21 protein-coding genes are annotated in these 24,773 nt (G+C 38.4%); 11 read left to right on the forward strand and 10 right to left on the reverse strand.

Going from position 1 to position 24,773, the window contains the following annotated elements:
- The first annotated feature begins 56 nt into the window (after positions 1–56).
- Positions 57–2,771, forward strand: a complete 2,715-nt coding sequence (locus FAZ19_RS04895) for an outer membrane beta-barrel protein (RefSeq protein WP_136819485.1) — start codon at positions 57–59, stop codon at positions 2,769–2,771.
- Positions 2,772–2,925: 154 nt separating this feature from the next.
- A complete protein-coding gene (locus tag FAZ19_RS04900) occupies positions 2,926–3,711 on the forward strand; it encodes a GLPGLI family protein (protein ID WP_136819486.1) in 786 nt (261 codons plus the stop codon).
- 108 nt (positions 3,712–3,819) lie between these two features.
- Here FAZ19_RS04900 and FAZ19_RS04905 read toward each other — a convergent pair whose 3' ends face one another.
- Together FAZ19_RS04905 and FAZ19_RS04910 are read right to left on the reverse strand one after the other, a co-directional pair.
- The gene (locus FAZ19_RS04905) at positions 3,820–3,999 is read right to left on the reverse strand and encodes a histone H1 (RefSeq protein WP_136819488.1); all 180 of its coding nucleotides are present in this window, start codon (positions 3,997–3,999) and stop codon (positions 3,820–3,822) included.
- 122 nt (positions 4,000–4,121) lie between these two features.
- The gene (locus tag FAZ19_RS04910) at positions 4,122–6,260 is read right to left on the reverse strand and encodes a S46 family peptidase (RefSeq protein ID WP_136819490.1); all 2,139 of its coding nucleotides are present in this window, start codon (positions 6,258–6,260) and stop codon (positions 4,122–4,124) included.
- A 232-nt stretch (positions 6,261–6,492) separates the two neighbouring features.
- On the opposite strand from FAZ19_RS04910, the gene FAZ19_RS04915 reads away from it, so the two are divergent.
- From FAZ19_RS04915 to FAZ19_RS04935, 5 genes are all read left to right on the forward strand, one after another.
- Positions 6,493–7,842 carry a DEAD/DEAH box helicase gene (locus tag FAZ19_RS04915; protein WP_136819491.1) on the forward strand — a complete coding sequence of 450 codons (1,350 nt, stop codon included), beginning with the start codon at positions 6,493–6,495 and terminating at the stop codon, positions 7,840–7,842.
- Between the two features lie 5 nt (positions 7,843–7,847).
- Complete coding sequence (locus tag FAZ19_RS04920; protein WP_136819492.1) at positions 7,848–8,087, forward strand: hypothetical protein; 240 nt, start codon at positions 7,848–7,850, stop codon at positions 8,085–8,087.
- A 98-nt stretch (positions 8,088–8,185) separates the two neighbouring features.
- The gene (gene gldC / locus FAZ19_RS04925; protein WP_136819495.1) at positions 8,186–8,536 is read left to right on the forward strand and encodes a gliding motility protein GldC; all 351 of its coding nucleotides are present in this window, start codon (positions 8,186–8,188) and stop codon (positions 8,534–8,536) included.
- 35 nt (positions 8,537–8,571) lie between these two features.
- Positions 8,572–8,976: an EVE domain-containing protein gene (locus tag FAZ19_RS04930; protein WP_136819496.1), complete on the forward strand. Its 405-nt coding sequence runs from the start codon at positions 8,572–8,574 to the stop codon at positions 8,974–8,976.
- 65 nt (positions 8,977–9,041) lie between these two features.
- Positions 9,042–12,236, forward strand: a complete 3,195-nt coding sequence (locus tag FAZ19_RS04935; RefSeq protein ID WP_136819499.1) for a ligand-binding sensor domain-containing protein — start codon at positions 9,042–9,044, stop codon at positions 12,234–12,236.
- Between the two features lie 16 nt (positions 12,237–12,252).
- Here the strand turns inward: FAZ19_RS04935 and FAZ19_RS04940 are convergent, their stop codons facing one another.
- The 6 genes from FAZ19_RS04940 to ileS all read right to left on the reverse strand — a co-directional run bounded on the left by FAZ19_RS04940 (position 12,253) and on the right by ileS (position 19,237).
- On the reverse strand, positions 12,253–12,780 hold the full coding sequence (locus tag FAZ19_RS04940) for an acyl-CoA thioesterase (RefSeq protein WP_136819502.1): 528 nt from the start codon (positions 12,778–12,780) through the stop codon (positions 12,253–12,255).
- A gap of 11 nt (positions 12,781–12,791) precedes the next feature.
- Positions 12,792–13,715 carry an SDR family oxidoreductase gene (locus tag FAZ19_RS04945; protein WP_229707240.1) on the reverse strand — a complete coding sequence of 308 codons (924 nt, stop codon included), beginning with the start codon at positions 13,713–13,715 and terminating at the stop codon, positions 12,792–12,794.
- Entirely contained in the window at positions 13,703–14,656 is a 954-nt protein-coding gene (locus FAZ19_RS04950; RefSeq protein WP_136819503.1) for a M20/M25/M40 family metallo-hydrolase, read from the reverse strand. The genes FAZ19_RS04945 and FAZ19_RS04950 overlap by 13 nt, the downstream gene beginning before the upstream one ends.
- Before the next feature lie 71 nt (positions 14,657–14,727).
- Entirely contained in the window at positions 14,728–15,378 is a 651-nt protein-coding gene (locus FAZ19_RS04955; protein ID WP_136819506.1) for a lipoprotein signal peptidase, read from the reverse strand.
- 58 nt (positions 15,379–15,436) lie between these two features.
- The gene (locus FAZ19_RS04960) at positions 15,437–15,820 is read right to left on the reverse strand and encodes a TraR/DksA family transcriptional regulator (protein ID WP_136819508.1); all 384 of its coding nucleotides are present in this window, start codon (positions 15,818–15,820) and stop codon (positions 15,437–15,439) included.
- 3 nt (positions 15,821–15,823) lie between these two features.
- Complete coding sequence (ileS, locus tag FAZ19_RS04965; RefSeq protein ID WP_136819511.1) at positions 15,824–19,237, reverse strand: isoleucine--tRNA ligase; 3,414 nt, start codon at positions 19,235–19,237, stop codon at positions 15,824–15,826.
- Between the two features lie 188 nt (positions 19,238–19,425).
- Between ileS and FAZ19_RS04970 the strand changes: the two genes are divergently transcribed.
- Complete coding sequence (locus FAZ19_RS04970) at positions 19,426–19,725, forward strand: hypothetical protein (RefSeq protein ID WP_136819513.1); 300 nt, start codon at positions 19,426–19,428, stop codon at positions 19,723–19,725.
- Positions 19,726–19,769: 44 nt separating this feature from the next.
- On the opposite strand, the gene FAZ19_RS04975 is transcribed toward FAZ19_RS04970, so the two are convergent.
- Entirely contained in the window at positions 19,770–20,123 is a 354-nt protein-coding gene (locus FAZ19_RS04975; protein WP_136819515.1) for a HesB/IscA family protein, read from the reverse strand.
- Positions 20,124–20,345: 222 nt separating this feature from the next.
- Between FAZ19_RS04975 and FAZ19_RS04980 the strand changes: the two genes are divergently transcribed.
- From FAZ19_RS04980 to FAZ19_RS04990, 3 genes are all read left to right on the forward strand, one after another.
- Positions 20,346–20,873 carry a DUF7935 family protein gene (locus tag FAZ19_RS04980; RefSeq protein WP_136819517.1) on the forward strand — a complete coding sequence of 176 codons (528 nt, stop codon included), beginning with the start codon at positions 20,346–20,348 and terminating at the stop codon, positions 20,871–20,873.
- Positions 20,874–21,039: 166 nt separating this feature from the next.
- Positions 21,040–22,311, forward strand: coding sequence for a serine hydroxymethyltransferase (locus FAZ19_RS04985; RefSeq protein WP_136819519.1), 1,272 nt, complete (start codon positions 21,040–21,042; stop codon positions 22,309–22,311).
- A 232-nt stretch (positions 22,312–22,543) separates the two neighbouring features.
- Positions 22,544–23,134, forward strand: a complete 591-nt coding sequence (locus tag FAZ19_RS04990; protein WP_136819521.1) for an RNA polymerase sigma factor — start codon at positions 22,544–22,546, stop codon at positions 23,132–23,134.
- A 36-nt stretch (positions 23,135–23,170) separates the two neighbouring features.
- Here the strand turns inward: FAZ19_RS04990 and FAZ19_RS04995 are convergent, their stop codons facing one another.
- The gene (locus FAZ19_RS04995; protein ID WP_136819524.1) at positions 23,171–24,760 is read right to left on the reverse strand and encodes a SusD/RagB family nutrient-binding outer membrane lipoprotein; all 1,590 of its coding nucleotides are present in this window, start codon (positions 24,758–24,760) and stop codon (positions 23,171–23,173) included.
- Positions 24,761–24,773 lie beyond the last annotated feature (13 nt).

Below are 24,773 nucleotides of genomic sequence, written 5' to 3' on the forward strand. Positions count from 1 at the left end.
TGTTGTTGCATAGTATAAATCGTTAAATTATTTTCGCTTAAGATTATTTTCCTTGTATGAAAAAACTACTCTTTATTTTGTTACCATTTCTATTCAGCAGCGTTGCTTTTTCGCAAGCTTACTTAAAAGGTGAAATCGTAGATGAAGCAGATAAAACAAAGTTATCGAATGCTACAATTATGCTTTTACAGGCTCGGGATTCTATTTTGGTCGATTTTACCCGATCGGGAGAAAACGGAAAATTTCAATTGATAAAGCCCGATACCGGCTCTTACTTGTTAATTATATCCTATCCGAAATTTGGAGATTATTATACACCGATTGACGGGAACAAACAAAACGAAGACATTGGTCAGATTGGACTAAGTAGCGTGACAAACCTTCTGGAAGAAGTGCTGGTAACGGGTAAAATTCCAATTGTTATTAAAGGGGATACGGTGGAATATGATGCGTCAAGTTTCACGGTGGAAAAGAATGCCAAGGTTGAAGATTTACTTAAAGTGTTGCCCGGTATTTCCGTAGATGCAAGTGGTAAAATTACGGCGCAGGGAAAGACTGTAGAGAAGGTGTTGGTAGACGGGGAGGAGTTTTTCGGCGATGATCCTGTATTGGTAACACGGAATATTCGATCGGATATGGTGGACAAGGTACAGGTATACGAAAAAAAATCGGATCAAGCGGAACGCACCGGTGTGGATGATGGACAGCGCTCGCAAACGATCAATTTGAAACTCAAAGAGGAAGCCAAACATGGTATTTTTGGTAAGATAGAAGCAGGAGCAGCGACCGATAAGTTTTATTTAGGCCAAATGATGACCAATTATTTTAAAAAATCACTTCGATTATCAGCTTATTTGATTGCAAGTAATAACGGAAAGACAGACCTGTCGGGAGATGAAGCATCTTCGATCGGAAATGAGGATCGCGGAGGGCAGGGGCAATTTTCGGGTGAGGGGCGGCCGGAAGTCTTAAATACCGGGGTGCAGTACGCGGACAAATCGAATAATGGAAAACATTATTGGCATGTAGGATATAAGCTTAATGATGCAAATAATGATATTAACCGCTCTGTGTTTACACAAAATTCGTTAAGAGATACCGCGTTAATTACGAATAACGATTCGAGAATAAATTCACACAACAATAAGCAGGACATGTACCTGAAATATGAAGCCAAATTTGATTCCTTAACCACCCTGACTGTTTGGGCAGGCGCTTCGCGTACAAAATCAGAATACAATTCATCTTCGGTATCGAATACAATAAATCAGTTTAACGACAGAATTAACGACAATGAAAGAAATTCCTCGAATACGAATAGGAATGAATCATTAAATGCAAGTACATTGTTTACACGGAAATTCGGAAAAGAGGGCCGTTCTTTATCCTTCTACTACGGTACGAATACCTCAGACGCAGAAAGTGATCAATATATTTACGCGTTAACAAACTATTTTAGAAATAATGAGTTGTTACCTGACTCATTGGATCAAAATAAAGTAAGTGAAAATGCCTCTATAAATCACGACGGGAAAGTGACCTATTCCGAGCCAATTTTGAAAAATTTGGTGGTATCTTTTGAATACGGGATTACGAATAATTTCAATCAGAATAAGCTAGAGTCTTTTAATAAGAACGAGCAGACGCAGGCTTATGATATACTTGACGATGAATTTAGTAACGACTATGAATATAATACATTTATAAACCGTTACAATGTCGCCTTAAATTATAAGGTCGGCGATGCGTTAAATTTCAACTTCTCTAATGCATTTAACGATAATGAATTATCTCAAAAAAATAATTACGATAATTCAAAATTATCGCGTACATTCTTTACGTATAGTCCACGGATGAATACGAGATACAGCATTACGAAGAACTCCATGTTATCGTTGAATTACCGGGGAGATAATACGCTTCCGAATCTTACACAGATACAGCCGCTACGTTCAAATGAAGACCCTTTAAATGAGTACTTGGGGAACGAAGAGCTACAGAATTCGTATACGCATAATATGGATATAAACTACTGGGCTTCTAAACTTTTGCAAGGAACATTTTACGGATTTGGCGCGAATGCCTCAAGTACAAAGGATGCCCTGATACAAAATGTAATGACCGATAGTCTGGGAAAAAATACTTATATCTGGGATAATCTGAGTACCCGAAATAATCAAAGTTTAAGTTTTTATTCGTGGTATTCGACTTTTCTGCACAAGAAGTATCAGATTAGGCTAGGTCTTAATCCCGGAATCACGATTAACAAAAATTATAATTACGTAAATAGTTTGTTGGCCGCATCGTTAAATCAGACCTACAACATGGGCTTATCCCTACAGCGTAGCACGACAAAGGGATTTGATTTTGACGTAGCTGTCGTGCCAGGTTATACCATTCGGTCTACCGATTTAAATACGCAGGCAGATAGTAAAGGATTTACGTTTAGCGCTAATAATGCATTGAAATATTATTTACCGATGAAATTTGTCCTTCAGGCTGATCTTAATTACATATATGAAGCACCTACTGAGGTCTATAGTCAAAAATTTGAACGCTTATTGTTGAACCCATCTATTTCTAAGAAATTTTTGAAAGATGAAACGTTGATGTTGACATTGGCTGCCAATGATATCTTAAATCAGAATATAGGATTCTCGAGAGTTCAAAGTGGTGCTCAGCTTACCGAGCGCAGGTATAACACAATAGGGCGATATTTTATGCTAAAAGTATCTTGGGATATTAATAAAATGTTTGTACAAGCGAATTAACTTATAACAGCTCTATTGACTGTAGAATTATCCACTGGGTCCTGGACATTCCACGTGCCGCTGAAGAAGTCAAACGAAGCTTACCACGCTCACGAAAGAAATGTACGGTATGCGATGGATACCATTCTAAAATTTATTTAAAAATATACACGATATGAAATTTATATTATTTGTCAGTCTATTTATATTATGCTTCCATTTTCCATTGAAAGCGCAGTATACTTATTTTCCGCAACAGGGGACAATAAGCTATGAGAAAACGATCTTCATAAAGAATCTGGTAAAACGCTATGGTGCGTACGCAAAGGATGAAAATTCAAAACAGATGATGCTCTCACTACTGGATCGACTTCCTGAAAATCATGTATTTAAAAAGAAAGCATCATTTTCTGATAAGGAAGTGTTGTTTGAGCACGTAAAAGAGGATTACACTGAATCTGTTCGTATGATGATGCAAATGGGGGTTATCGAATCGGGTATCACCACCTACCAAAATTTGGGAGAGAAGCGTATGAAGTCTTCTTTTGATCTCGGAGGACAATCGATTCTCGTGGATGATGAGATGGTTGGTGTGAAATGGAAGATAACGGATGAATATAGATCAATAGCGGGATATAATTGTCGAAGAGCCAATGGTCTAGTTATGGATTCGATTTACGTTGTTGCATTTTATACAGATGAAATTCCTGTTTCTTTAGGCCCTTCTAGTTTTAATGGGTTGCCCGGGATGATATTAGGGCTGGCAGTGCCCGAGCTACACTATAATATTTTCGCCACCAAGGTAGATCTGACACCATTAGCACCGGGCGCGTTGGCAATCGGTAAAGTAAAGGCCAAGCCGATGACACGGAAGGAAGTATATGATCAATTGAGTGCGGTTTTAATAGGATTTTTGGGAGAGAAGATGTTCAACTTAGTTATGGCAGGATGCTATTTGTAAACTCTTCATCCTTAAGTAGTAATGGGCTGCCTGGCTGCGGTCAATACAAACAAAAAACCTGATTTACAGACGTAAATCAGGTTTTTTATATTCAAATAAACAATAGAATTATTTATCTGAATTTTTCTTCTCAGTTACTTCATTACGAATGTCTTGAGCTAAAGTTTTGATTTCTTGTAAACCTTTACGAACACGTGTACCTGCTGCTGAGTTACCATTGTTGAAGAATTTGTCCGCATCTGCTTCGATTGAAGCTACTAGTTCTTTTAATTTAGTGTAGTTTTCCATTTTTATTAATATAATTTTAGTTTTCTCTAATTAATTACTAAGAAGTAATAAATATACAAATTCAACAAATAAAAAAATAATAAAATGTTGTTTTTTTGTATAAAAAATCATTTTATTAGAATTTAGTCTACAATAGTCAATTCATCAATTATATTTTGAGCTCCCGCGAATTTGTCGATAACGAATAAAACATAACGTACATCAACTGAAATTGTACGTTGCAATTTAGGGTCAAAAATAACATCACCAGCCATTGCTTCTATATTCCCATCAAATGCCAGACCTATCAATTCACCGTTTCCATTCAGCACTGGAGAACCTGAATTACCACCCGTAATATCTTGATCGCTCAAGAAATTTACAGGCATATGTCCTTTCTTATCAGCATAACGCCCAAAATCTTTCTTTTCGTATAGATCAATTAATTTTTGAGGAAGATCGAATTCTTCATCTTGTGGTTTGTATTTTGCTATCGTACCTTTCAATGTCGTGTAATTGTTAACTTTCGCATCATTTCGCGGATCCTTAGGTAAAGCCCTAATTGTACCGTATGTTAAACGCAATGTACTATTTGCATCTGGATAATATTTAGCTTTGGGGTTCATCTCCAAAAAGCCAGCGATGTATTTTCTATAAGCTCCCTGATATGCATCTGCTAATTCAGCTTGCTCGGGAGATTGTTCTCTATACTTTGTCATCAATGCACTAGAAATTGCATATAAAGGATCTTGATCAATCTTTTCTTCAGATGGGGTGTCTAAGAAGGCAAGAAGATTTGCTTCTGAACCAAATATACTATTTGTAAAATATTGGGCAACTGGACCTTCAAAATTACCTCCGTTTTGTTTCGATAGTTCGGCAATATACGACGATATGCTGCCTCCTTTTGTGCTATATAGATTTAATTCGTCGGCAAGTACATCGATTTCAAGAGGAATATGTATTTTTTCATAAGTTTCATGCACAGCACTTTCTAATCTAGGACGCATTTCTTGGCGTTTTTCTACATTTGCAGCTGCGTATTGCTTTAATGCATTTCCTAAGCTTGCAGGTAATGCCGCAAATGTCGATGAACGAAGCATGCCGATTAAGTAATTGTCGTGACGGGATTTTTCGTTTGTCGACGCATAATACGAATTTATAGTGCTCATGACATCACCATATTGCGCTTTATTTGCTGTCTTGTTGGCCCATTTTTGGAATTTCTTTTCCGCTTTACGTTTTGAATTCGATGTTTTATGTTTCGAAAGGGCATCAATCATACCTTGACGATTTTTCCAGTAGTTGGCAACTCCTGAATATTGTGAAGCATAGTTGATTTTGACAGCCTGATCTTGATCCATATGTTTTTTCATGGCATCCATTCCTACCTTGGAAGCTTCTACCCAAGCAGGGTAGGCATAATTTACATTTTGGTCAATCCCGGCAGCGGGCATCCAACGATTGGTACGGCCAGGATAACCTAATATCATGGAGAAATCACCTTCGTTTACTCCTTTCAGACTTATTGGCAAGTGATATTTAGGTTTCAATGGAACATTTTCAGTTGAATATTCCGCTGGATTTCCATTTTGGTCTGCATAGACACGGAAGATGGAGAAATCTCCGGTGTGACGAGGCCACTCCCAATTGTCGGTATCACCGCCAAATTTGCCAATGCTATTTGGAGGAGTGCCTACCAAACGTACGTCAGTGAAGTCTTGGTATACGAAGTAATAATACTCGTTACCATTGTAAAACGATTTTACCGAAACCACATATTTTCCGTTTTCGCTATTTTCCTTTTCTATTTTAGCAATTTCCTGGTTAATGATTTTCTCTCTTTCTTTTTCAGGCATCGTATCATTTACCAATCCTAGAATACGTTTAGAGACATCATCCATCCGTACAAAGAAACGTACGTAAAGAGATTTAGGTTTCAATTCTTCGGCATGGCTCTTTGCCCAAAAACCATTTGTCAAGTAGTCGTGTTCTGGCGTGGAGAGTTCGGCAATAGCCCCATATCCACAATGATGGTTGGTAAATAATAGGCCGGTTGCAGAGACTATTTCGGCTGTACAACCACCGTTGAACTGTACTATTGCATCTTTTAAGCTGGAATTGTTAATACTGTAGATTTCTTCGGCGGTTAATTGCAATCCTTTTTTTTGCATGTCAGCCTCATTCAGACGCTTCAAATGCATTAAAAACCACATGCCTTCGTCTGCGATACTCGTTATGCTTATCACGCATAACACTACTAGTGATAGTATTTTCTTCATTTGTTTATTGTTTTTTTGATAACATTTAATTTTGATGAATTCCATGGGCTCGCAAGCCCAATTGTTGGGTTTAATGCGGCATACTATTTACGTCTCAGTATATCGCCAATCCTTTTGTTTGACCGCAAAATTGGCTTAAATACCCCAAAAAACAAAATTTTAACAAATAAAGTTGCTGTTGCAACGTTCTCTTTGCGAAATTTAAATCCGTAGATTTACCTATCTTTGTAAAATGCAAGCATCGTTTGAGGATTTTAAATTTAATAAACAGTTATTAAATGCGATAACCGAAGCAGGTTATTCGATACCTACGGAAATACAAGAAAAGAGCATTCCGCCGATTTTGGCAGGGCAGGATGTAATGGGTATCGCTCAGACAGGTACAGGCAAAACTGCCGCTTTCGTCTTGCCACTTTTGATGAATCTCAAATATGCGCAGGGAGATGACCCTCGAGCGCTTATATTAAGCCCGACACGCGAGCTTGCTATGCAGATTGAAGAACATATCCGACTCTTTTCGACCTATCTTGATCTACGTACTATTGTACTATACGGCGGCTTGGGGCCGAAAACACAAAAAGAACTACTTGCTAAGGGATGCGATATCGTTGTCGCTACACCGGGAAGGTTTTTGGATCTATATCTTGCAGGGGATATTAATACGAAGTCGTTGAAAGTACTGGTCATGGATGAAGCTGACAAAATGGTGGACATGGGCTTTATCGGTAAGCTGCATCGTATTTTGGAAGTAATACCTCGTAAAAGACAGAACTTACTTTTTTCGGCAACAATGAGCGAATTGGTACGCAAGATTGCAGGAGATTTTTTAGCGTTTCCGACTGTAATCGAGGTTACAGAACAGGCTACACCGGCTCAAACGGTGACTCAATCGCTGTATCATGTTCCCAATCTTAAGACCAAGATCAATCTGCTTCAACACTTGTTTACAGATGATGAAGCGTATCATCGGGTGATTGTTTTTTGTAAAACCAAACAAGTGGCTGATAGTGTGTTTGCATTTTTAGAACGGAAGTACGGTACAAAAAATGTTCGCGTGATCCATGCTAATAAGGGGCAGAATACACGCATCAATTCGATAAATGCCTTTAAGACCGGAGAAATTCGTTTTTTAGTAGCTACTGATGTCGCGGCGAGGGGATTGGATGTAAGCAATGTAAGTCATGTTATCAATTTTGATGTACCGATTGTCATCGAAGATTATGTTCACCGGATTGGCCGTACCGGAAGGGCTTTTAGTACTGGAGATGCCATTACCTTCTGTAATCCCGCGGAAGAATATTATGTGATAAAAATAGAAAAGCTCATTCGTCAATCCATAGCGGTAATTGATTTACCGGAAGATGTTTTTGTTGAGAAAACACCATTTGACGAACGACAAGCTATAGCCCGTGAAATTGACAGTCAGATGAAAAAAGAAAATCCTGATTTCAAAGGCGCGTTTCATGAGAAGAAATTTGCACTTAAGCAAGGGGGTAAAAAAGGAGCTGCGGCTTCTAGGACAAAGGGATCGGGAAAAGGAAGGGTTTCTGGCGCAAAGTCAAAATCGTTTAAAAAGAAGTAAGATTCATGAAACTAACACCCTTGAATATTACCTTAGCCTGTATCTTGGTTTGGTTTATCTCTGAAATGAATGCGGACACGGAAATGCTGTTTTCCTGGGGATGGTTAATTACATTAATTCTTGTGCTTTTGTTTGTGGATGTATTTTTTAGAATAGCCATAAAGGATCTGCAACGCATTTGGTTTCTACAGATTGGATTTATATTTGTAGTGGGAATCATTATGGTCATATTAAAAATGCAATAAGAATACTTTCATCGCTATTTAAGCGTCGAAGGCAGCATGAACGAAGCCATCTCATTGATGCCGCTAAATAACAATACATCAATAAACAACTATTTAAAATGAAAAAAGCAGAAATAAAATTAGAAGTAGCACTAGACGAGAACAATGTCCCTGATAGCATTCAATGGTCGTCTACTGACGGGCAAAATACCGAGTCAATACCTACGAAAGCTATGTTTTTGGCATTGTGGGATGGACAGTATAAAAACTCTTTGCGCATAGATCTTTGGACTAAAGATATGCCGTACGATGAAATGAAGCGGTTTTTTTATGAAACATTGCAAACGTTAGGTGACTCTTTCTTACGTTCATCGGGCGGTGATCCAATGGCAGAAAAGATTATTGGCGATTTAAGAGATTACTGCGCGCACTTTGCAGAGAAAATGGAAGTTTTAGAACAACAAAATTAGATACTAGATTTTAGACGTTAGATAAGAGAGAAAAAATGAACTACTTTTTGGTTAAATCGGAACCGTTTAAATACAGCTGGGAGCAGTTTAATAAAGACGGACAAACTTTTTGGGATGGCGTCCGCAATTATCAGGCCCGCAACAATTTGAAAGCAATGAAAGAGGGAGATCTTGTCTTGTTCTATCATAGCAATGAAGGCAAGGAAGTAGTAGGTGTGGCGAAGGTCGTTAAGGAATTTTATCAAGATCCTACTACCGAAGATCCAAAATGGGTTGTCGTCGATTTAGCTCCAGTAGAGACTTTTAAACGCCCCGTCACACTAGAGGCTATTAAGACAGATGAATTTCTTCAAGATATTGCATTGGTGCGTCAGGGGAGACTTTCCGTAATGCCATTGAAACCGGAGGAATTTGATCGAATCGTAGCTTTGGGTAATTAAAAATCGAGCTGTATTCGATTATTATTGTATACTCTTCAATCTTACAGACAATGGCGACTTAGCTTATGAATAGATTGACCATTCTTATTTTATTCGTTTTTCTCGATGTAATTAACCTGAATAATCTTCTTGGGCAGGAAAAAATTTACAATTTTTTACATTTTGCAGAAAAGGATGGTCTTTCAAGTAATCGCGTTAACGGATTGGCAGAAGATAGAAATGGACTAATCTGGATTGCTAATAACAGAGGCCTTTCTTATTTTGACGGATACCGGTTTACGCATATCAATGTTAATGCAAATGAAAAGGTCTATTCCAGTGATTTTAATCACCTTGCTTTTGATGCTGATAATAAACTATGGATTAGTACCTATAATCAAGGGTTACTATGCTACGACCCGGCTAGACCTAATAGCGATGCCTTCTCCAATTATTTCCCAAAGTTAAATCATAGTACTATTCGAAAAAGCGAATTATATACCGTTTTGCCTTCTAAGGGTGGCAACATTTATTTCGGTGGACAAGAAACGGATCTACAGGTATTGAATGTTAAAAGCGGTATCGTGGAACATATTTCTTTTTCACGTATTTCTAAGAGTCCGGTTACCATCTTTTCCTTGGCGGAAGATTCTTTAGGGCATATTTGGGTCGGTACCCGATATAACGGTCTCATTAGATATCGGCCTAAAACTAAAGAAGCAAAAGGTTTTGATTTGAAAAGAAATCTTCCTGGAGAAAATGCCGTTTCCGCCATTGCTGTAAGCGACAATAAAATATACTTATCATATTATGACTATGATTTAGTGACCGTGTCGGGTGAGGAGTTTAGTGCGAAGCGTCTACTCGGTCTGGGAAAAAACGTAGATCCTTACGATAATAATATCCTAAGGATTGCTCATCTAAAAGAAAACAATGTATGGTTAGCAGGCCATAGCAACCAGGGTATCTATGTGTATCACGAACCGGATAAAATTGAACATATACCATGGGTCAAAATTTCAAATGATAAAAGTAAACAACCGAGGATCAACTCTATATTGCCTGTTAAAGATGGATATTGGGTAGCTACTGCTTCAGAAGGGATATTTTTTTATGGGAAAAGACTTAATCAGTTTAATAAGTTCTATCCAAACCTATTGTCAGAACCAATTTTAGAAATTATAGATTCGGAAGGACAGCTTTTTTTTCGAACATCTTCTCAATTTGGCGTTATTTCCAATGACCTGAAGGAAATACATGCCAAATTTTCTTTGAAGGACTTGAAAGTCAGTAAAATGTTTATTTTAGGAAAGTCCACATATTTCTCAACGTATGATCAAGGTGTTTTTATATTTGATCATAGTGAAAAGGTATTAAAACCATTGCCGATCAATGGTTCTGTATCGGGTTTTAGGAAAGCAGATTGCAATTCTATTATAGAGGATGATATTGATGGACAATCCCATTTATGGATCGGATCATGGAATTCAGGCTTATATAAGTACAACGTAAATACGAAAGAGATTCAGCTTTTTTCCAAATCAGAAGGATTGCCTGACCACAAAGTAATTACGGTAGCAAAGGATAATTTAGGAAATATCTGGTTGGGTATGGATGGGTTTGGATTAGTAAAACTAATAAATAGAAGAAGCCCCTCATTTCGACATTTTTTTTATGATAACCAAGGTAATTCGACAGCTTCAAACACCATCTTTTCATTTTTAAGTGATAGAGACAATATTTTATGGTATAGCAATAGCAGTCCTGGAATAGGATGTTATACTGACAAAGGGAGTTTTAGTCAAATCCCCGATGGAAATCAATATCCATGGTTATATGCGCACTCGTTAAAACTAGATTCCTTTGATAGGATATGGATGAAAGCCCGCGATGGCTATATGATCTTTAATTCCGAAAAGAAGACTTTTCTGCAATTGTTGAAAGGAAAGGGTGTATACCCGACATCAAATTTCACGACCTATGATGTTTTGTTGAAAGACGACGATGTGGTATGGTGCACAGACAAAGGATTAATAAAAGGTTCATTGGAACATACCAACGTGGACATTTTATCTGCGCGCGCACCGATAATTAGTAGTTTTAGGATTCATAATGCGGAAAATTCATATCGCCTCTCTGCAGGCGAAATTATATTGGATCCGCACGAAAACAATTTCTCTCTTACATTTTCATCGAGCGATCAGCATATAAATAATGGTATTCAATACGCCTATAAATTAGAAGGTTTGGATCAGGATTGGGTTATTGACAATACGGAACAGGTGGCTTCTTATAGAAATCTTCCTGGAGGAAAATATGTAATCAAAATAAAAAAAGGGGATTTGTATGGAAATTGGTCACCCCATATTGCCGAGCTTCCAATCTATTTAAAGACTGTTTGGTATCAGACATGGTGGTTTCGTTGTCTAGTAGCAAGCCTATTTTTGCTGGCTATTATTCTTTTTTTTGTATATAGAATTAATCAACAGAAAAAGATTAATGAACTACAACGCTCTTTTAATAGCAAATTGCAGCATGAACTTGATCGAAAAATAGAGCAAGTTAGAGAACAAGACGTCTTTATTGAACGGGAGAAGCAGAAAAAGCTTGAAGCTGATTTTAAGCAAAAGCTATATGAAAGCGAATTAAAGGCCATTCGTTCGCAAATGAATCCACATTTTGTCTTTAATGTATTAAACTCTATCGAAGCGTATGTTGTCGAAAACGACAGTAAGAATGCCAGTAGCCTTATACATAAGTTTGCTGCCTTAAGTAGAATTGTTCTTGAAAATTCACAGTTTTCATTTGTCACAATTGAATCTGAAATTAAGTTAATCCGATTGTACTTAGAGCTTGAACGGGTTAGGTTTAGCGAACAGTTTGATTTCGAAATCGATTTACAAAATCTCGATTATAAATTCAAGATGATACCTTCTATGTTGATTCAGCCGCTTGCAGAAAATGCAGTGCATCATGGTGTTAGGCACTTAATTGGAAAAAAAGGCAAAATCAAACTAAGTTTTTTCGAGGAAGACGGTTTAATAACCATCAAGATTATGGATAATGGTGTAGGAATGAGATGTAACGATCAAACCAAAGATGCCTACGCTGGCATCAAAAAAACTTCTTTCGGTCTTAAAGGCATTAACGAAAGAATTGATATTATTAACAGGAATATAAATAAATCAATGGCGTCGCTGCATATGGAGAATCTTGATCAGAATGATCAATTTACCACAATAGTTACTATTATATTACCTCTTCAGTACGCGTCGCGATAAATGTTTTTCACCGTTTCTATCCCTTATGATCGAAAAGGTTAACCAAATTTTTTAATTCTGTGGCGTGTTCGGGGTTCAGCTTTCCGGCCAGAATCAAGCGTAGCTCACGTCTCTGTAAGGCTTCATTATATAGTTTTAATTCGTTATCGGTTTCTGGTTTCAACAACGGAATAGCCTTGGGTTTCCCCTGCTCGTCTAAGGCGACGAACGTATAATAGGCTTCATTGGATTTCTCGTTTGTGCCGTTTGGAAGATTCTGGGCAAAAACTTCCAAACGTACCTCCAGAGAAGTGTTAAATGCTCGGGTTACCTGCGCTTTAATGGTAACTACATCACCGAGTTTGACAGGCTTCTTAAAAGAAACATTATCTACTGATGCTGTGACCACGACATTATTGCAATGTTTTTGAGCCGCGATAGCTGAACAAATATCCATCCAGTATAGCAAACGTCCACCCATTAAATTTCCGAACGTATTGGTATCATTGGGAAGAACGAGTTCGTTCATTTCGGTATACGACCCTTTCGCAAATTTTTCTTGCATATTATTTTATACTAAAAATCCAGTTGTTTATCTATTTCTATCAGGCTTTTTTCCAATGATGTGGGGGCGAAACCCAACTCTTTTTTTGCTTTGTCTAGTATAAACCCAGTCTTTTGGGGACGATTATCTGCCTGTCCGATTTCTTTAGCGCTGACAGGTGTAATTAAGCTCGTGTTTAAAGACCAATGATCTGCTACTTTATAAACAATATCGAGTATAGAAAACATCTCTTCACTGGATATATGGTAAATACCGACTGCATTTTTCTCGATTGCGAGAAGACAGGTATGCGCTAAATCATCTACCCAGGTAGGCATACGCCATTGATCTTGTACGACCCGTATAACTTCGTTGTTTTGCAACTTGTTTTTAGCCCAAAGAATCAAATTCGAACGGTTTTTATCGGCAATGACACCATATACTAATATCGTGCGCAGTATAGTCGCCCTACAGCCTGATTGTATTATTTTTTGTTCTGCAGCGACTTTGCTTCTTCCATATGCGTTGCAAGGGTTTGTGGATGCGGTCTCCAGGTATGGGCCATTTTTTCCATCAAAAACAAAATCTGTGGATAAAAAAATAAGATGTATATCCTTCATCTGACAAAGTTCGGCTAAAAACTGAACCGTATCGATGTTGAGTTGTTTACATTCCTCCCAATTGTCTTCGCAGCTTTCGACACTTGTGATAGCGGCGGTGTGTACAATATGCGTTGGGGCATATCGATCAATTAAAGTTGCTAATTCCTGTTGATTTATAAGGGATAGCTGTATATATTCGTAACCTCTTATATTCGGATTTCTATTTGAGGATTTTGAGGTACACAGCAAGGAGTAATCTGTTTCTTTTAGAATAAAGTCTGTAAGCTTTTGACCTAAAAAACCATTAGAACCTGTTAACAAGATGCGCTTCTCTTTGTTCATCAATTCGTCCATTGGAAATCCATTTTACCCTGTTTCATGGAATTGTTCAGTACGTCAATTTCCAGTTTTAAGATTGATTCCAGCGAACTATAATCGATTTTGTCGGGATCATCGCCAGGTCTGTGATAATCATCGTGACCACCTGTGTGAAAAAATAAAACAGGGATATTCTTTTTATAAAAGGACGTTTGATCGGAACCACCGTTTCCGTCCCTGCTTAAGTTAAATTTAATATCGCTTGTGATTCCTTCGAATATTGATGGAAATTTAGAACTGGTGCCATAACCAATTATAGCTAGTCCGTTATCTGGATTATATCGGCCTATCATATCCATATTGAGCATCCATTGAATATTCTCCAATGGTATAGTCGGATTATCGGTGAAGTAACGTGATCCTACTAAACCCAATTCTTCCGCACCAAAACCTATAAATAGCATGTTGTACGCTTCTTTCTCTTTGTTGGTGGCAAAATGTCTTGCTAGTTCAAGTAAACCAGCAACGCCTGAGGCATTGTCATCGGCGCCGTTGTGTATTTGTCCTACACCTAATGAGTCTCGCGAACTTCCTTGATGTCCTGTGCCCAAATGATCATAGTGGGCGCCAATTATAATGGTGTAGGGTGCATCATTGTCTAAAAATCCAACTACATTGTCGGCCTGACGGATACTATCTGAAACGGTTACACGACGGACTTTTGCCGTGAATGTTTGTCGGTAGCGTTTTTCTCCTTTGGGTGAAAGGCCATACTTCTTAAAGTGTTTTTCTATATAATTAGCTGCTTTATTGACTTCTTTAGAGCCTGTTCCGCGGCCTTTCATCTTGTCTGAAGCTAAATAGTAAATATGCTTCTTCAAATTCGCCTGTTTGATCTGAGCTGCTAAACATATTGGTAAGAGTAGCAGAATAGATAGGAAACTACTGATAAAGCTGATTTTTAAAGTGATTTTCATCCGTATAAATCTGTTTTCAATGGCAATGATGGTAGCATATCCAAACTTAGGTGAGCTTAACTTTTTACAAGTTAATCCTCTAACATCTCACTATTCACACTTTCCTCTTCTTTGTGTTCTTCTTTAAAGTATCTCTTTTGAAAGAGTAAAATTAGAACCACGCCAACCGATATCGCAGAATCGGCTACATTAAATACTGGCCGAAAAAATAAGAAGTGATCACCGCCCCATATTGGGAACCAGCTCGGGAAATGACCTTCTATTAACGGAAAATACAGCATATCTACTACTTTGCCATGTAAGAATGATGCGTATCCGCCCCCTTCAGGAAAAAGTACTGCCTTTGTGTAAAAATCACTTTCACTGAAGATCATACCATAAAATACGCAATCAATGATATTACCTAGTGCACCGGCAAATATGAGCGCTACATTTAGGGTAAAGCCTCTATGATATTTATTTTTGACCATATAATGAAGGCCATAGCCAATGCCAATGACGGCAATAATACGGAAGATACTCAGAAAGAGTTTACCATATTCACCTCCGAATTCCATTCCATAGGCCATTCCAGGGTTTTCAATGAAATGAATAAGAAATTTGTTGCCAAGTATGCTGAAATCTTGGCCTATCGTCATATTGAGTTTGACCCAGAATTTTGATAGTTGATCAACGAGTAGAATAAGAAAGATAAGAGTTATAGGTCGCGTGTAGCCTTTCATGATATAGAATAAAATGGTCTTTGCTCTGTTTAAGCAAAGACCATTCAGGTTTCAATTCTTAATATTGTTTGTTTTTTGCTTCGATACTTAATGTCGTATGAGGAACTGCTTTCAAACGTTCTTTTTGAATTAATTTTCCAGTTTCACGGCAGATACCGTACGTTTTGTTTTCGATGCGTACCAATGCAGCTTCAAGATTGTCAATAAATTTCTTTTGACGAGCAGCCAACTGATTTACTTGCTCTTTCTCGAGCGTTGCGGAGCCGTCTTCTAAAGTTTTATAGGTTCCAGCTGTATCGTCTGTGCCGTTTGCGTTACTGTTGCTTAAAGTTCTTGTTAATGCTAATAACTCCTCTTTAGCAACACGCAGTTTCTCTAAGATAATCGATTTGAATTCTTGTAGTTCCGAATCGCTGTATCGTGTTTTCTCCGTGTTTGCCATAACCTAATTTTTTTCGATTAATACCTTTAATTCTATACCGTTTATTTCTATTATGTCTGACGACGTTAGTGTGTTTTCAAAAACCAATGAGTCAGCTAGTATTTCCGTGCAAATATAAAACAAATTGTTTCTTGTAGCCTCTTCTATTTCAATATTTTGACTCAATAAAACGTTGATTCTGTCCGTGACTTCAAAATCTTTCTCTTTTCGAAGGTTCTGCACTCGATTTACCAACTCTCTAGCTATACCCTCTTTTTTCAATTCATCTGTAATCTGTACATCCAATGCCACTGTCAAGTTTCCTAGATTGGCCACTTGCCAACCTGCGACATCTTCTGCGATAATCTCCACATCGTCTAAAGAAATGATGTGTGCTGTTCCTGCTAACACGTAATTCCCATTCTTTTCGAGGTCGGCGATCTGATCGACGGTTAATGACTGGATGGCCGTTGTCACTAATTTCATATCCTTACCAACTTTCGCGCCAAGAGCTTTGAAATTGGGTTTTATTTTTTTCTTGATAATTCCGGTAGTATCCGTAATAAATGCAATAGATTTGATGTTTGTTTCAGAAAGAATTAGATCTTTTACCTTCTCCACCTTCTCTTGGAATGCGTTATCTAAAACAGGTAATAATATCTTACTCAGGGGTTGACGTACATTTATTCCGGTTTTCTTACGTAAAGATAAAACCAACGACGAAATATTTTGTGCTAAGGCCATCCTTTCTTCCAGCGCTCTGTCTACCAGGAGCGCATCGTAAGATGGGAAATCTGCCAAATGGACCGATTCGAAATTTTCCTTTTTAGTCACTGCATTTAAATCCAAATATAATTGATCAGAAAAAAATGGTGAGACAGGCGACATCAACTTGGCAATAGTGTCTAGACAAGTATACAATGTCTGATATGCCGAAATCTTATCTTGTGTATAATCACCTTTCCAGAAGCGACGACGACACAGCCGCACATACCAATTGCTCAAGTGTTCATCGACAAAGGTTTGGATAGCACGGGTTGCTTTAGTCGGTTCGTAATCCGCATAATAACCGTCTACTTCCTGGATCAAGCTATTCAGTAATGATAATATCCAACGATCAATTTCTGGTCGATTTTCATTTGCAACATTCGGTTCGGAATAGCTGAAATTATCAATATTTGCGTATAATGAAAAGAAAGCATATGTATTGTACAAAGTGCCGAAAAACTTACGGCGTACTTCATCTAATCCTTCCTCGTTAAATTTTAAATTGTCCCACGGAGCTGCATTGCTAATCATATACCAGCGTGTAGCATCGGCACTGTATTTCTCAATCGTAGCGAATGGATCTACTCCATTACCTAATCGCTTGGACATTTTGTTGCCATTTTTGTCTAAGACAAGTCCGTTAGATACCACATTTTTGAAAGCTACAGAACCCCGAATCATGGTGGAGATTGCATGTAGAGTGAAGAACCAGCCTCTGGTTTGGTCCACACCTTCGGCGATGAAATCTGCCGGAAAAGCATGATTGTACTCTTCTTTGAATGGTAGCTTGTCTCCTTTAGCCAATTTGTCATAATCCAAGCCCCATTGCGCATAGGGCATTGCCCCGGAATCAAACCAAACGTCGATCAGATCTGGCTCGCGAAACATTTTTTGTCCACCGTCAGACACCAGTACCAAATGATCTACGTATGGTCGGTGTAAGTCTAGGTGCGCTGTATCAAATTTTGCTAAATATGCTGTATTGACTTCTTTTTCATTTTCGGAAAGCACATCAGATGCAAGAGATGCTTCTAGATACCTTTTCAATTCCGGCATGGAACCAATGCAAATTTCTTCGTTTTCATCTTCCGAACGCCATATCGGTAGCGGGGTGCCCCAGTAACGCGAACGGGACAAGTTCCAGTCGACCAAATTCTCCAGCCAGTTGCCGAATCGACCCGAACCTGTAGCCTCGGGTTTCCAGTTGATAGTTTTGTTTAGCGCTACCATTTCTTCTTTCATGGCAGTTGTGCGGATAAACCAGCTATCTAGCGGATAATATAAAACCGGTTTGTCTGTACGCCAACAGTGTGGATAGGTATGCTCATATTTTTTTACATCGAAGGCCTTGTTGTCCTCTTTCAATTTAATTGCAATCAGAACGTCTGTAGGGCGGAAATCTTTTTCAGCTCGCTCGGCATCTGAATAGTATTCTTCTTTCACAAAACGGCCTGCAAAATCCGTGATTTCTTTCACAAAACGACCCGTACGGTCTACCGTCGGTACATCTTTTCCATTTTCATCCTTAACAAAAATACCCGGAACATCATTTTCCTTTGCAACTCTAAAGTCATCACCACCATAGGTAGGGGCAGCATGAACAATACCTGTACCATCCTCTGTGGTTACGAAGTCACCCGCAATTACCCGGAATGCTTTCTCTAATAACTCTTCGTTTGTTATATAGGGTAGTAGTTGTTCGTAACGTAATCCAAGAAGCTCTTCACCTACAAATTCTGCCACTATTTCCCAAGGAATGGTTTTGTCACCAAGATTGTAGTCCTGAAAAGAAATTTGTTGACCTTCAGCCTTAAAATGCTTGCTGATTAGGTTTTTTGCTAAAATTACGGAAACCGGTGATCCGGTGTATTGATTGAATGTTTTTATTTTAACGTATTCGATTTTCTTCCCTACTACCAAGGCTGTGTTGCTTGGTAATGTCCAGGGTGTGGTCGTCCAAGCAATAAAAGCAACATCTTCTTCTTCGGTTTCGACCAAAGTCGAGATCAGCGGATGGATTTGATCTTTTACCAAACGAAACTCGGCAACAATCGTGGTGTCTTTTACATCTTTATACGTACCCGGTTGGTTCAATTCGTGCGAACTTAGCCCAGTTCCAGCAGCAGGGGAGTAGGGTTGTATGGTATATCCCTTATAAAGGAGACCTTTTGTGTACAATTCTTTCAACAAATACCATAGTGTCTCGATGTACTCATTCTGATAGGTGATATAAGGCTTTTCCAGATCTACCCAGTAGCCCATTTTTTCGGTTAGATCGTTCCAGACGTCAGTGTACTTCATTACTTCTTTACGGCAGGCTGCGTTATATTCTTCAACAGATATTTTTTTACCGATATCTTCTTTGGTAATGCCTAATGTCTTTTCCACAGCCAATTCAATTGGAAGCCCATGTGTATCCCATCCGCCTTTACGTTTTACCTGAAAACCCTTTAAGGTTTTGTAGCGACAGAAAATATCTTTGATACTTCTTGCCATAACATGGTGGATTCCGGGCATACCGTTTGCCGAGGGGGGGCCTTCGTAAAAGGTGTATGGTTTACTCGCAGGACGGTTTGATACACTTTTTGCGAAAATGTCCTGAGATTCCCAACGCTTCAATACTTCTTTTCCGATTTCCGGTAAATTCAACTGTTTATATTCCTTGTACATCCGTGTGTATTGTTCTAAAATTTCCTCTATAAATAAGTTCTCAAAGCTAGAGGGGAGGCCGATAAGTTTGAGGTCGCTAATTTAACGAATATTATGTAAAGGTAAAAGAGGGGATTTTTTAAGTGTAATCATCCTTATTGTGGATAACAGATAAAAGTTTTTATATTTATTGGATATATATCTCCAATATGAAAGGTACAGCACTGGGTAAAAATATTTTATATGGTCAGATAGGCGCGTGCCTGTTTTTAATCCTTACTGTTCTATACACGAACTATTACACTGTCCTTCCGGAAATTGTAAATACCCTATTTGGAAGGATTCACAATTTAGCTATGATTCCGGTGTTGGGGTTTCTGCTTTTTTCGTTTGGATACGGACTGTTTAAGCTCCTTGTTAAAAGAGGATATAACCTTACAAATGTTCTGATTGCTATTTTGGGAGGTATATCGGTCGGATGGGTTTTAAAGGAATTCATACTTCAATAAGCGAACAAAGACTTGAAATTACCGCCAAGTCTTTGTTCGCTTATTTACGAGGAGAAGCTACTCCCGCAACCGCATGTACTCGTTGCGTTTGGATTGTTGAAGGTAAATCCTCTTGCGTCAAGTCCATTTTTGAAATCGACTTCCATGCCCGCCAAATATAATCCATGCGCTTTATTCATAAATACACGGATCCCTTCTATTTCGTATTCCGAATCGCCTTCTTTCTTTTGGTCAAATCCTAAAATATAACTCATCCCCGAACAGCCTCCACCTTCTACACCTAGGCGTAATCCGAAATCAGGCCCCAATTCTTGTTGATCGATTAATTTTTTTAGCTCTGAAACTGCACCTGAAGTTAATGTTACCGGAGCAGTCATGATTGTATTATCTGTATTCATTTCTTGCCTTTCCTATAGTGTATAGTTAAACAAAAATACATATTTTTAACCACAAAATTTGATGCAGGAGATTTTTGACAATATGTAAACAATGCGGATAGTCAAAGCAAGATTAAAAAACGGCATAGTCGTCAGGATGTGAACGTGTCACTGAAAATAGTGATGGAGATGTCTTATCGTCGATAGACGGGGGGCTCGAAATGTAGAATAAATTATTTATATATGAATTATACGGATTTTTTTGCACAGTTATTTGTTTTGACTTTTGGTGTATTTGCAGCGTTAGTTTTAGCATTTAGGATTATTTGGCCTAAGATCGAAAACTACCTATTAAAAATTAATGCCATCAATCAAAGTAAGCTTTTAACCAAAGAAAATCTCCAATTGCGTTACACAGCTTATGAGCGCTTGATTTTATTGGTTCACCGCATTGCTCCAGAACAAATTATGTTACGAAATCACGATCCGCAGCTGTCGATGGGGCAATTTAAGCAGATACTGATTACGGAAGTGGAAAGTGAATTTAATCATAATTTTACGCAACAGCTTTATGTGTCAGATGCTGCTTGGACGGTGGTAAAAGATTTAAAGATTAACACCATTTCTTTGCTGCGGAATACAGCAAATGCATTGCCAAAAGAAGCGACCTTGGATCAGTATGTGGGGCTCGTGTTGAAACATGTAAATGAATTAGATGTAAATCCGTACGATGCTGCCCAACTCTTGCTGAAAAATGAGTTAACAGCCTAAATTTTTAAGGTTTTTTCTGAAAGCATTCGTTGATTGACGAGCGTATTTTATTTAATGGAATCAATTTTTTGAAAGATATCACATTGATATACATTATTTTTTAGGAATGTCGTATATTTGCGGCTTATTAAAATAATTCTTCAAAATCCTATTTAATAAAACAATAATGGAAAGAGATCAGGCCATATTTAATCTTATAGCTGAAGAGCTAAAACGTCAAGAAGAAGGTATTGAATTAATCGCTTCTGAAAACTTTGTAAGCAAGCAAGTGATGGAAGCTGCTGGTTCAGTATTAACAAACAAGTATGCAGAAGGTCTTCCGGGAAAGCGTTACTATGGGGGTTGTGAGGTAGTAGATGTAATTGAAACAATTGCTATCGACCGCGCCAAGCAACTTTTTGGAGCGGAGTGGGTGAATGTTCAACCCCACTCAGGAGCACAGGCTAATGCAGCTGTATTCTTGGCTATTTTAAAGCCTGGTGATAAAATATTAGGTTTTGACCTTTCGCATGGCGGACATTTAACGCATGGTTCTCCTGCAAACTTCTCAGGAAAGCTGTATCAGCCTTTATTTTATGGTGTAAAGCAGGATACTGGTCTGATCGATTACGAACAATTGGAAGAAACAGCATTAACAGAGAAGCCAAAAGTGATCATTTGTGGTGCTTCTGCTTATTCGCGTGATTGGGATTATGCCCGTATTCGTGCCGTTGCAGATAAAATTGGCGCATTGGTGGTAGCCGACATTTCTCATCCTGCTGGATTAATTGCTCGTGGGTTATTGAATGATCCGCTTCCGCACTGTCATATCGTGACCACTACTACGCATAAAACGTTACGTGGTCCACGCGGAGGTATGATTATGGTTGGGAAGGATTTTGAAAACCCTTGGGGTATCAAAACTCCTAAAGGCGAAATACGTACGATTACGCAATTACTAGATCTAGCTGTGTTCCCAGGTACGCAAGGTGGTCCATTAGAACACACCATTGCTGCCAAAGCAATTGCTTATGGAGAGGCGCTATCGGATGAATACATGGAATATATTGTTCAAGTGAAGAAAAATGCAGCAGTCTTAGCGCAGTTCTTTGTTGAGAAAGATTATAACATTATTTCAGACGGTACAGATAATCACTTAATGCTAGTTGACCTTCGTAATAAGGATATCTCCGGTAAAGAGGCGGAAGCGGTATTAGGATTGGCGGGGATCACGACCAACAAGAATATGGTTCCTTTTGATACACGTTCTCCTTTTGTTACATCAGGTGTTCGTTTCGGAACAGCGGCGATTACAAGTAGAGGTATTAAGGAAACCGAAATTGTTCAGATCGGTGAACTGATTGACGAGGCGTTGTCAAATCGTGGGAACGAATCTCAATTGACCCGTATTCATGAAAAAGTGAAAGCAATGATGGCTCAGTTTCCATTGTATAAATAAGCATAGAAAAATAATCAATAAAAAAGCTCCGGAAATTAATTTTTGGAGCTTTTTTTGTTGCATAGTATTTTAAGTGTGAATTAATGTTAAAAAGGGATGTGATAATTTGAAACATGAGATTTTTTCATTTGATTTGGATAGTTAAACAAAAAACAATTGCCTATTGATATAAAATTACTCTTTTTAAAACTAGAAATAAGTGTGACTCTAACTTAAAATTAGGGAAATTATTATGAAACTATCGAAAAATAAGAGTGATCAAGAGTTGATCCAAGAGTATATTAATGGCGATGAAGCTGGATTAAGGATTTTGATTGAGCGGTATAAAAGTAAAATTTATACCTCGATATATATACAGGTTAAAGACGAGTATCTTGCGGAAGATATATTTCAGGAAACATTTATAAAAGTAATAAATGTATTAAAAGCTGGAAAGTATAACGATGAGGGTAAATTTTTACCTTGGGTTATGCGGATCGCACATAATATGGTAATAGATCACTTTCGTCGCGAAAAGCGTGGTCTTAATATTGTCAATGCAGATGGTTTTGATATATTTGAGGTGCTCGATTTTGCAGATGAGGATGCGGAAAGCAAAATAGTTAGGACACAACGTGATATTGATTTGAAGAAGATTATTCAACTTTTACCAGATGATCAAAAAGAGGTGTTGATTATGCGTCATTTTTGTGATATGAGCTTTAAAGAAATTGCGGAAATCACAGATGTCAGTATTAACACCGCATTAGGTAGAATGCGTTATGCATTGAGTAACCTTCGCAAAATTATTGAAGATCATAACATGCTACTGCAAATAGGATAATAAAAAAGCCAGATTTCTAGAAATCTGGCTTTTTTATTATTGGTTGTCCCACCACACACGACCTTTTAATTCGTCCCCACCTGGAACTGCAGCGGAAGCCTCTTTATAATAAGCTGCATTGGAACCAGCTTCCTCAGCCGTTGGATAAGGGAATCGACGGGGTATAGTCCCACCGGTCGCGTTTCCGGGGTAGTTTACCGGTGTCAAGTTAGGAAAACCACTTCTGCGCCAATTGGCCCATGTTTCATAGAAATTTAATGCCGTATTTTGATGTATCCAGTATTGCAGATTGATCTGATTCAGGCCAGCCGTTAGGGGATGAGCACTGACATAGGCTTCTGCTTCAGCATCCGTAATTGCTAATGCGTCATCATATTGTGCTAAAAATGTGATTCCCGCTTTAACACCGTCTTCATAATGATCTTCGGCCGAACCACCAATCCCCCAACGTTGCGCCGCCTCTGCCAGTAAGAGTTCGCTCTCCGAGTACGTTAATATAAAAGTGATCCCGTCTGATTTGATCATACCCGGATGCGGTGAAGAGTATTCTGGAAAGCTGGTGAAAGATGGGTGTGAACTGATACTGTACAATGGATTCGTATTAAGATCCTTGCCATTAGGCATGCCTTTTTGTAGCGCGGCGCTAGTTGTAAATGTAGGGTTGTGTTTACCTTCGCCTTTTACGGATTCTGATAGCCAAAGATTGGTGACCCCGACAATGATCCGTGGATCGTTGGTACTTTTGAGTGTATTAATAAACGTATCTGACCATTTTACATAGTAATGTTCCTGCCCACCATCACCTAGTAAAACCTGGCTATTACGATTCTTTGTAACACGGTCGCCACTTTTGTCATGTGTTAGAAAAGCATTATCATCATTACTCGTCATCGTGTTTCCGACAACCTTGGTAACATAAGTTTGAGCCGTAGTTTCATCCACCTTGGTTAATCGCATTGCAAGACGTAATAACAGTGAATTACCAAAACGTTTCCATTTATTTATATCACCATTGTAAATCACGTCGCCACTCACGATGTCTGCAGCAGGATTTAAAGCATTGGTTGCTTCCTCTACTTCTTTCAATAGATCCATGTAAATAGTCTCCTGCTTATCGTATTTAGCCGATAGATTGCCTTGGTAATATCCCTGCCCAGCTTCAAAATAAGGAACGTCTCCGTACAAATCGGTGAGGCGGGCAAAAATAAGCGCCTTCCAAATACGGGCTACCTGATGTAAGTTATGGTATTCTTCTTTCTCTCTTGTCATTTCTACGACATCTACGATAGGTTTTACCTGTTCAGCATATGCTCTCTCCCAGTAGGCAGATGTATACCAGGGAGTTAGTAAGTATTTGTCTCCCGCCCAATAACTTACTACAGTAGAAAGTCCTTGCATCATTGTCGCGGCATAGATTAAATTAGCCCGCCACGTATCATATGCAAAATCTATACTTCCGGTATAGGTAAGTTGGGAAGTTGTAAATGTATAATTGGGATCAAAGTTTGTTGGTCCATAGGTTACCGGATTGGTATTGATGTCGGTAAAATTCTTCGTGCATCCCGTGATGATCAAGAGACCTAACATCAGGGTAAGACCGTATATCTTTATTGATTTCATTTTCATTGGAATAAAATTT

This window comes from Sphingobacterium alkalisoli, from assembly GCF_005049105.1.
GTDB lineage: Bacteria > Bacteroidota > Bacteroidia > Sphingobacteriales > Sphingobacteriaceae > Sphingobacterium > Sphingobacterium alkalisoli.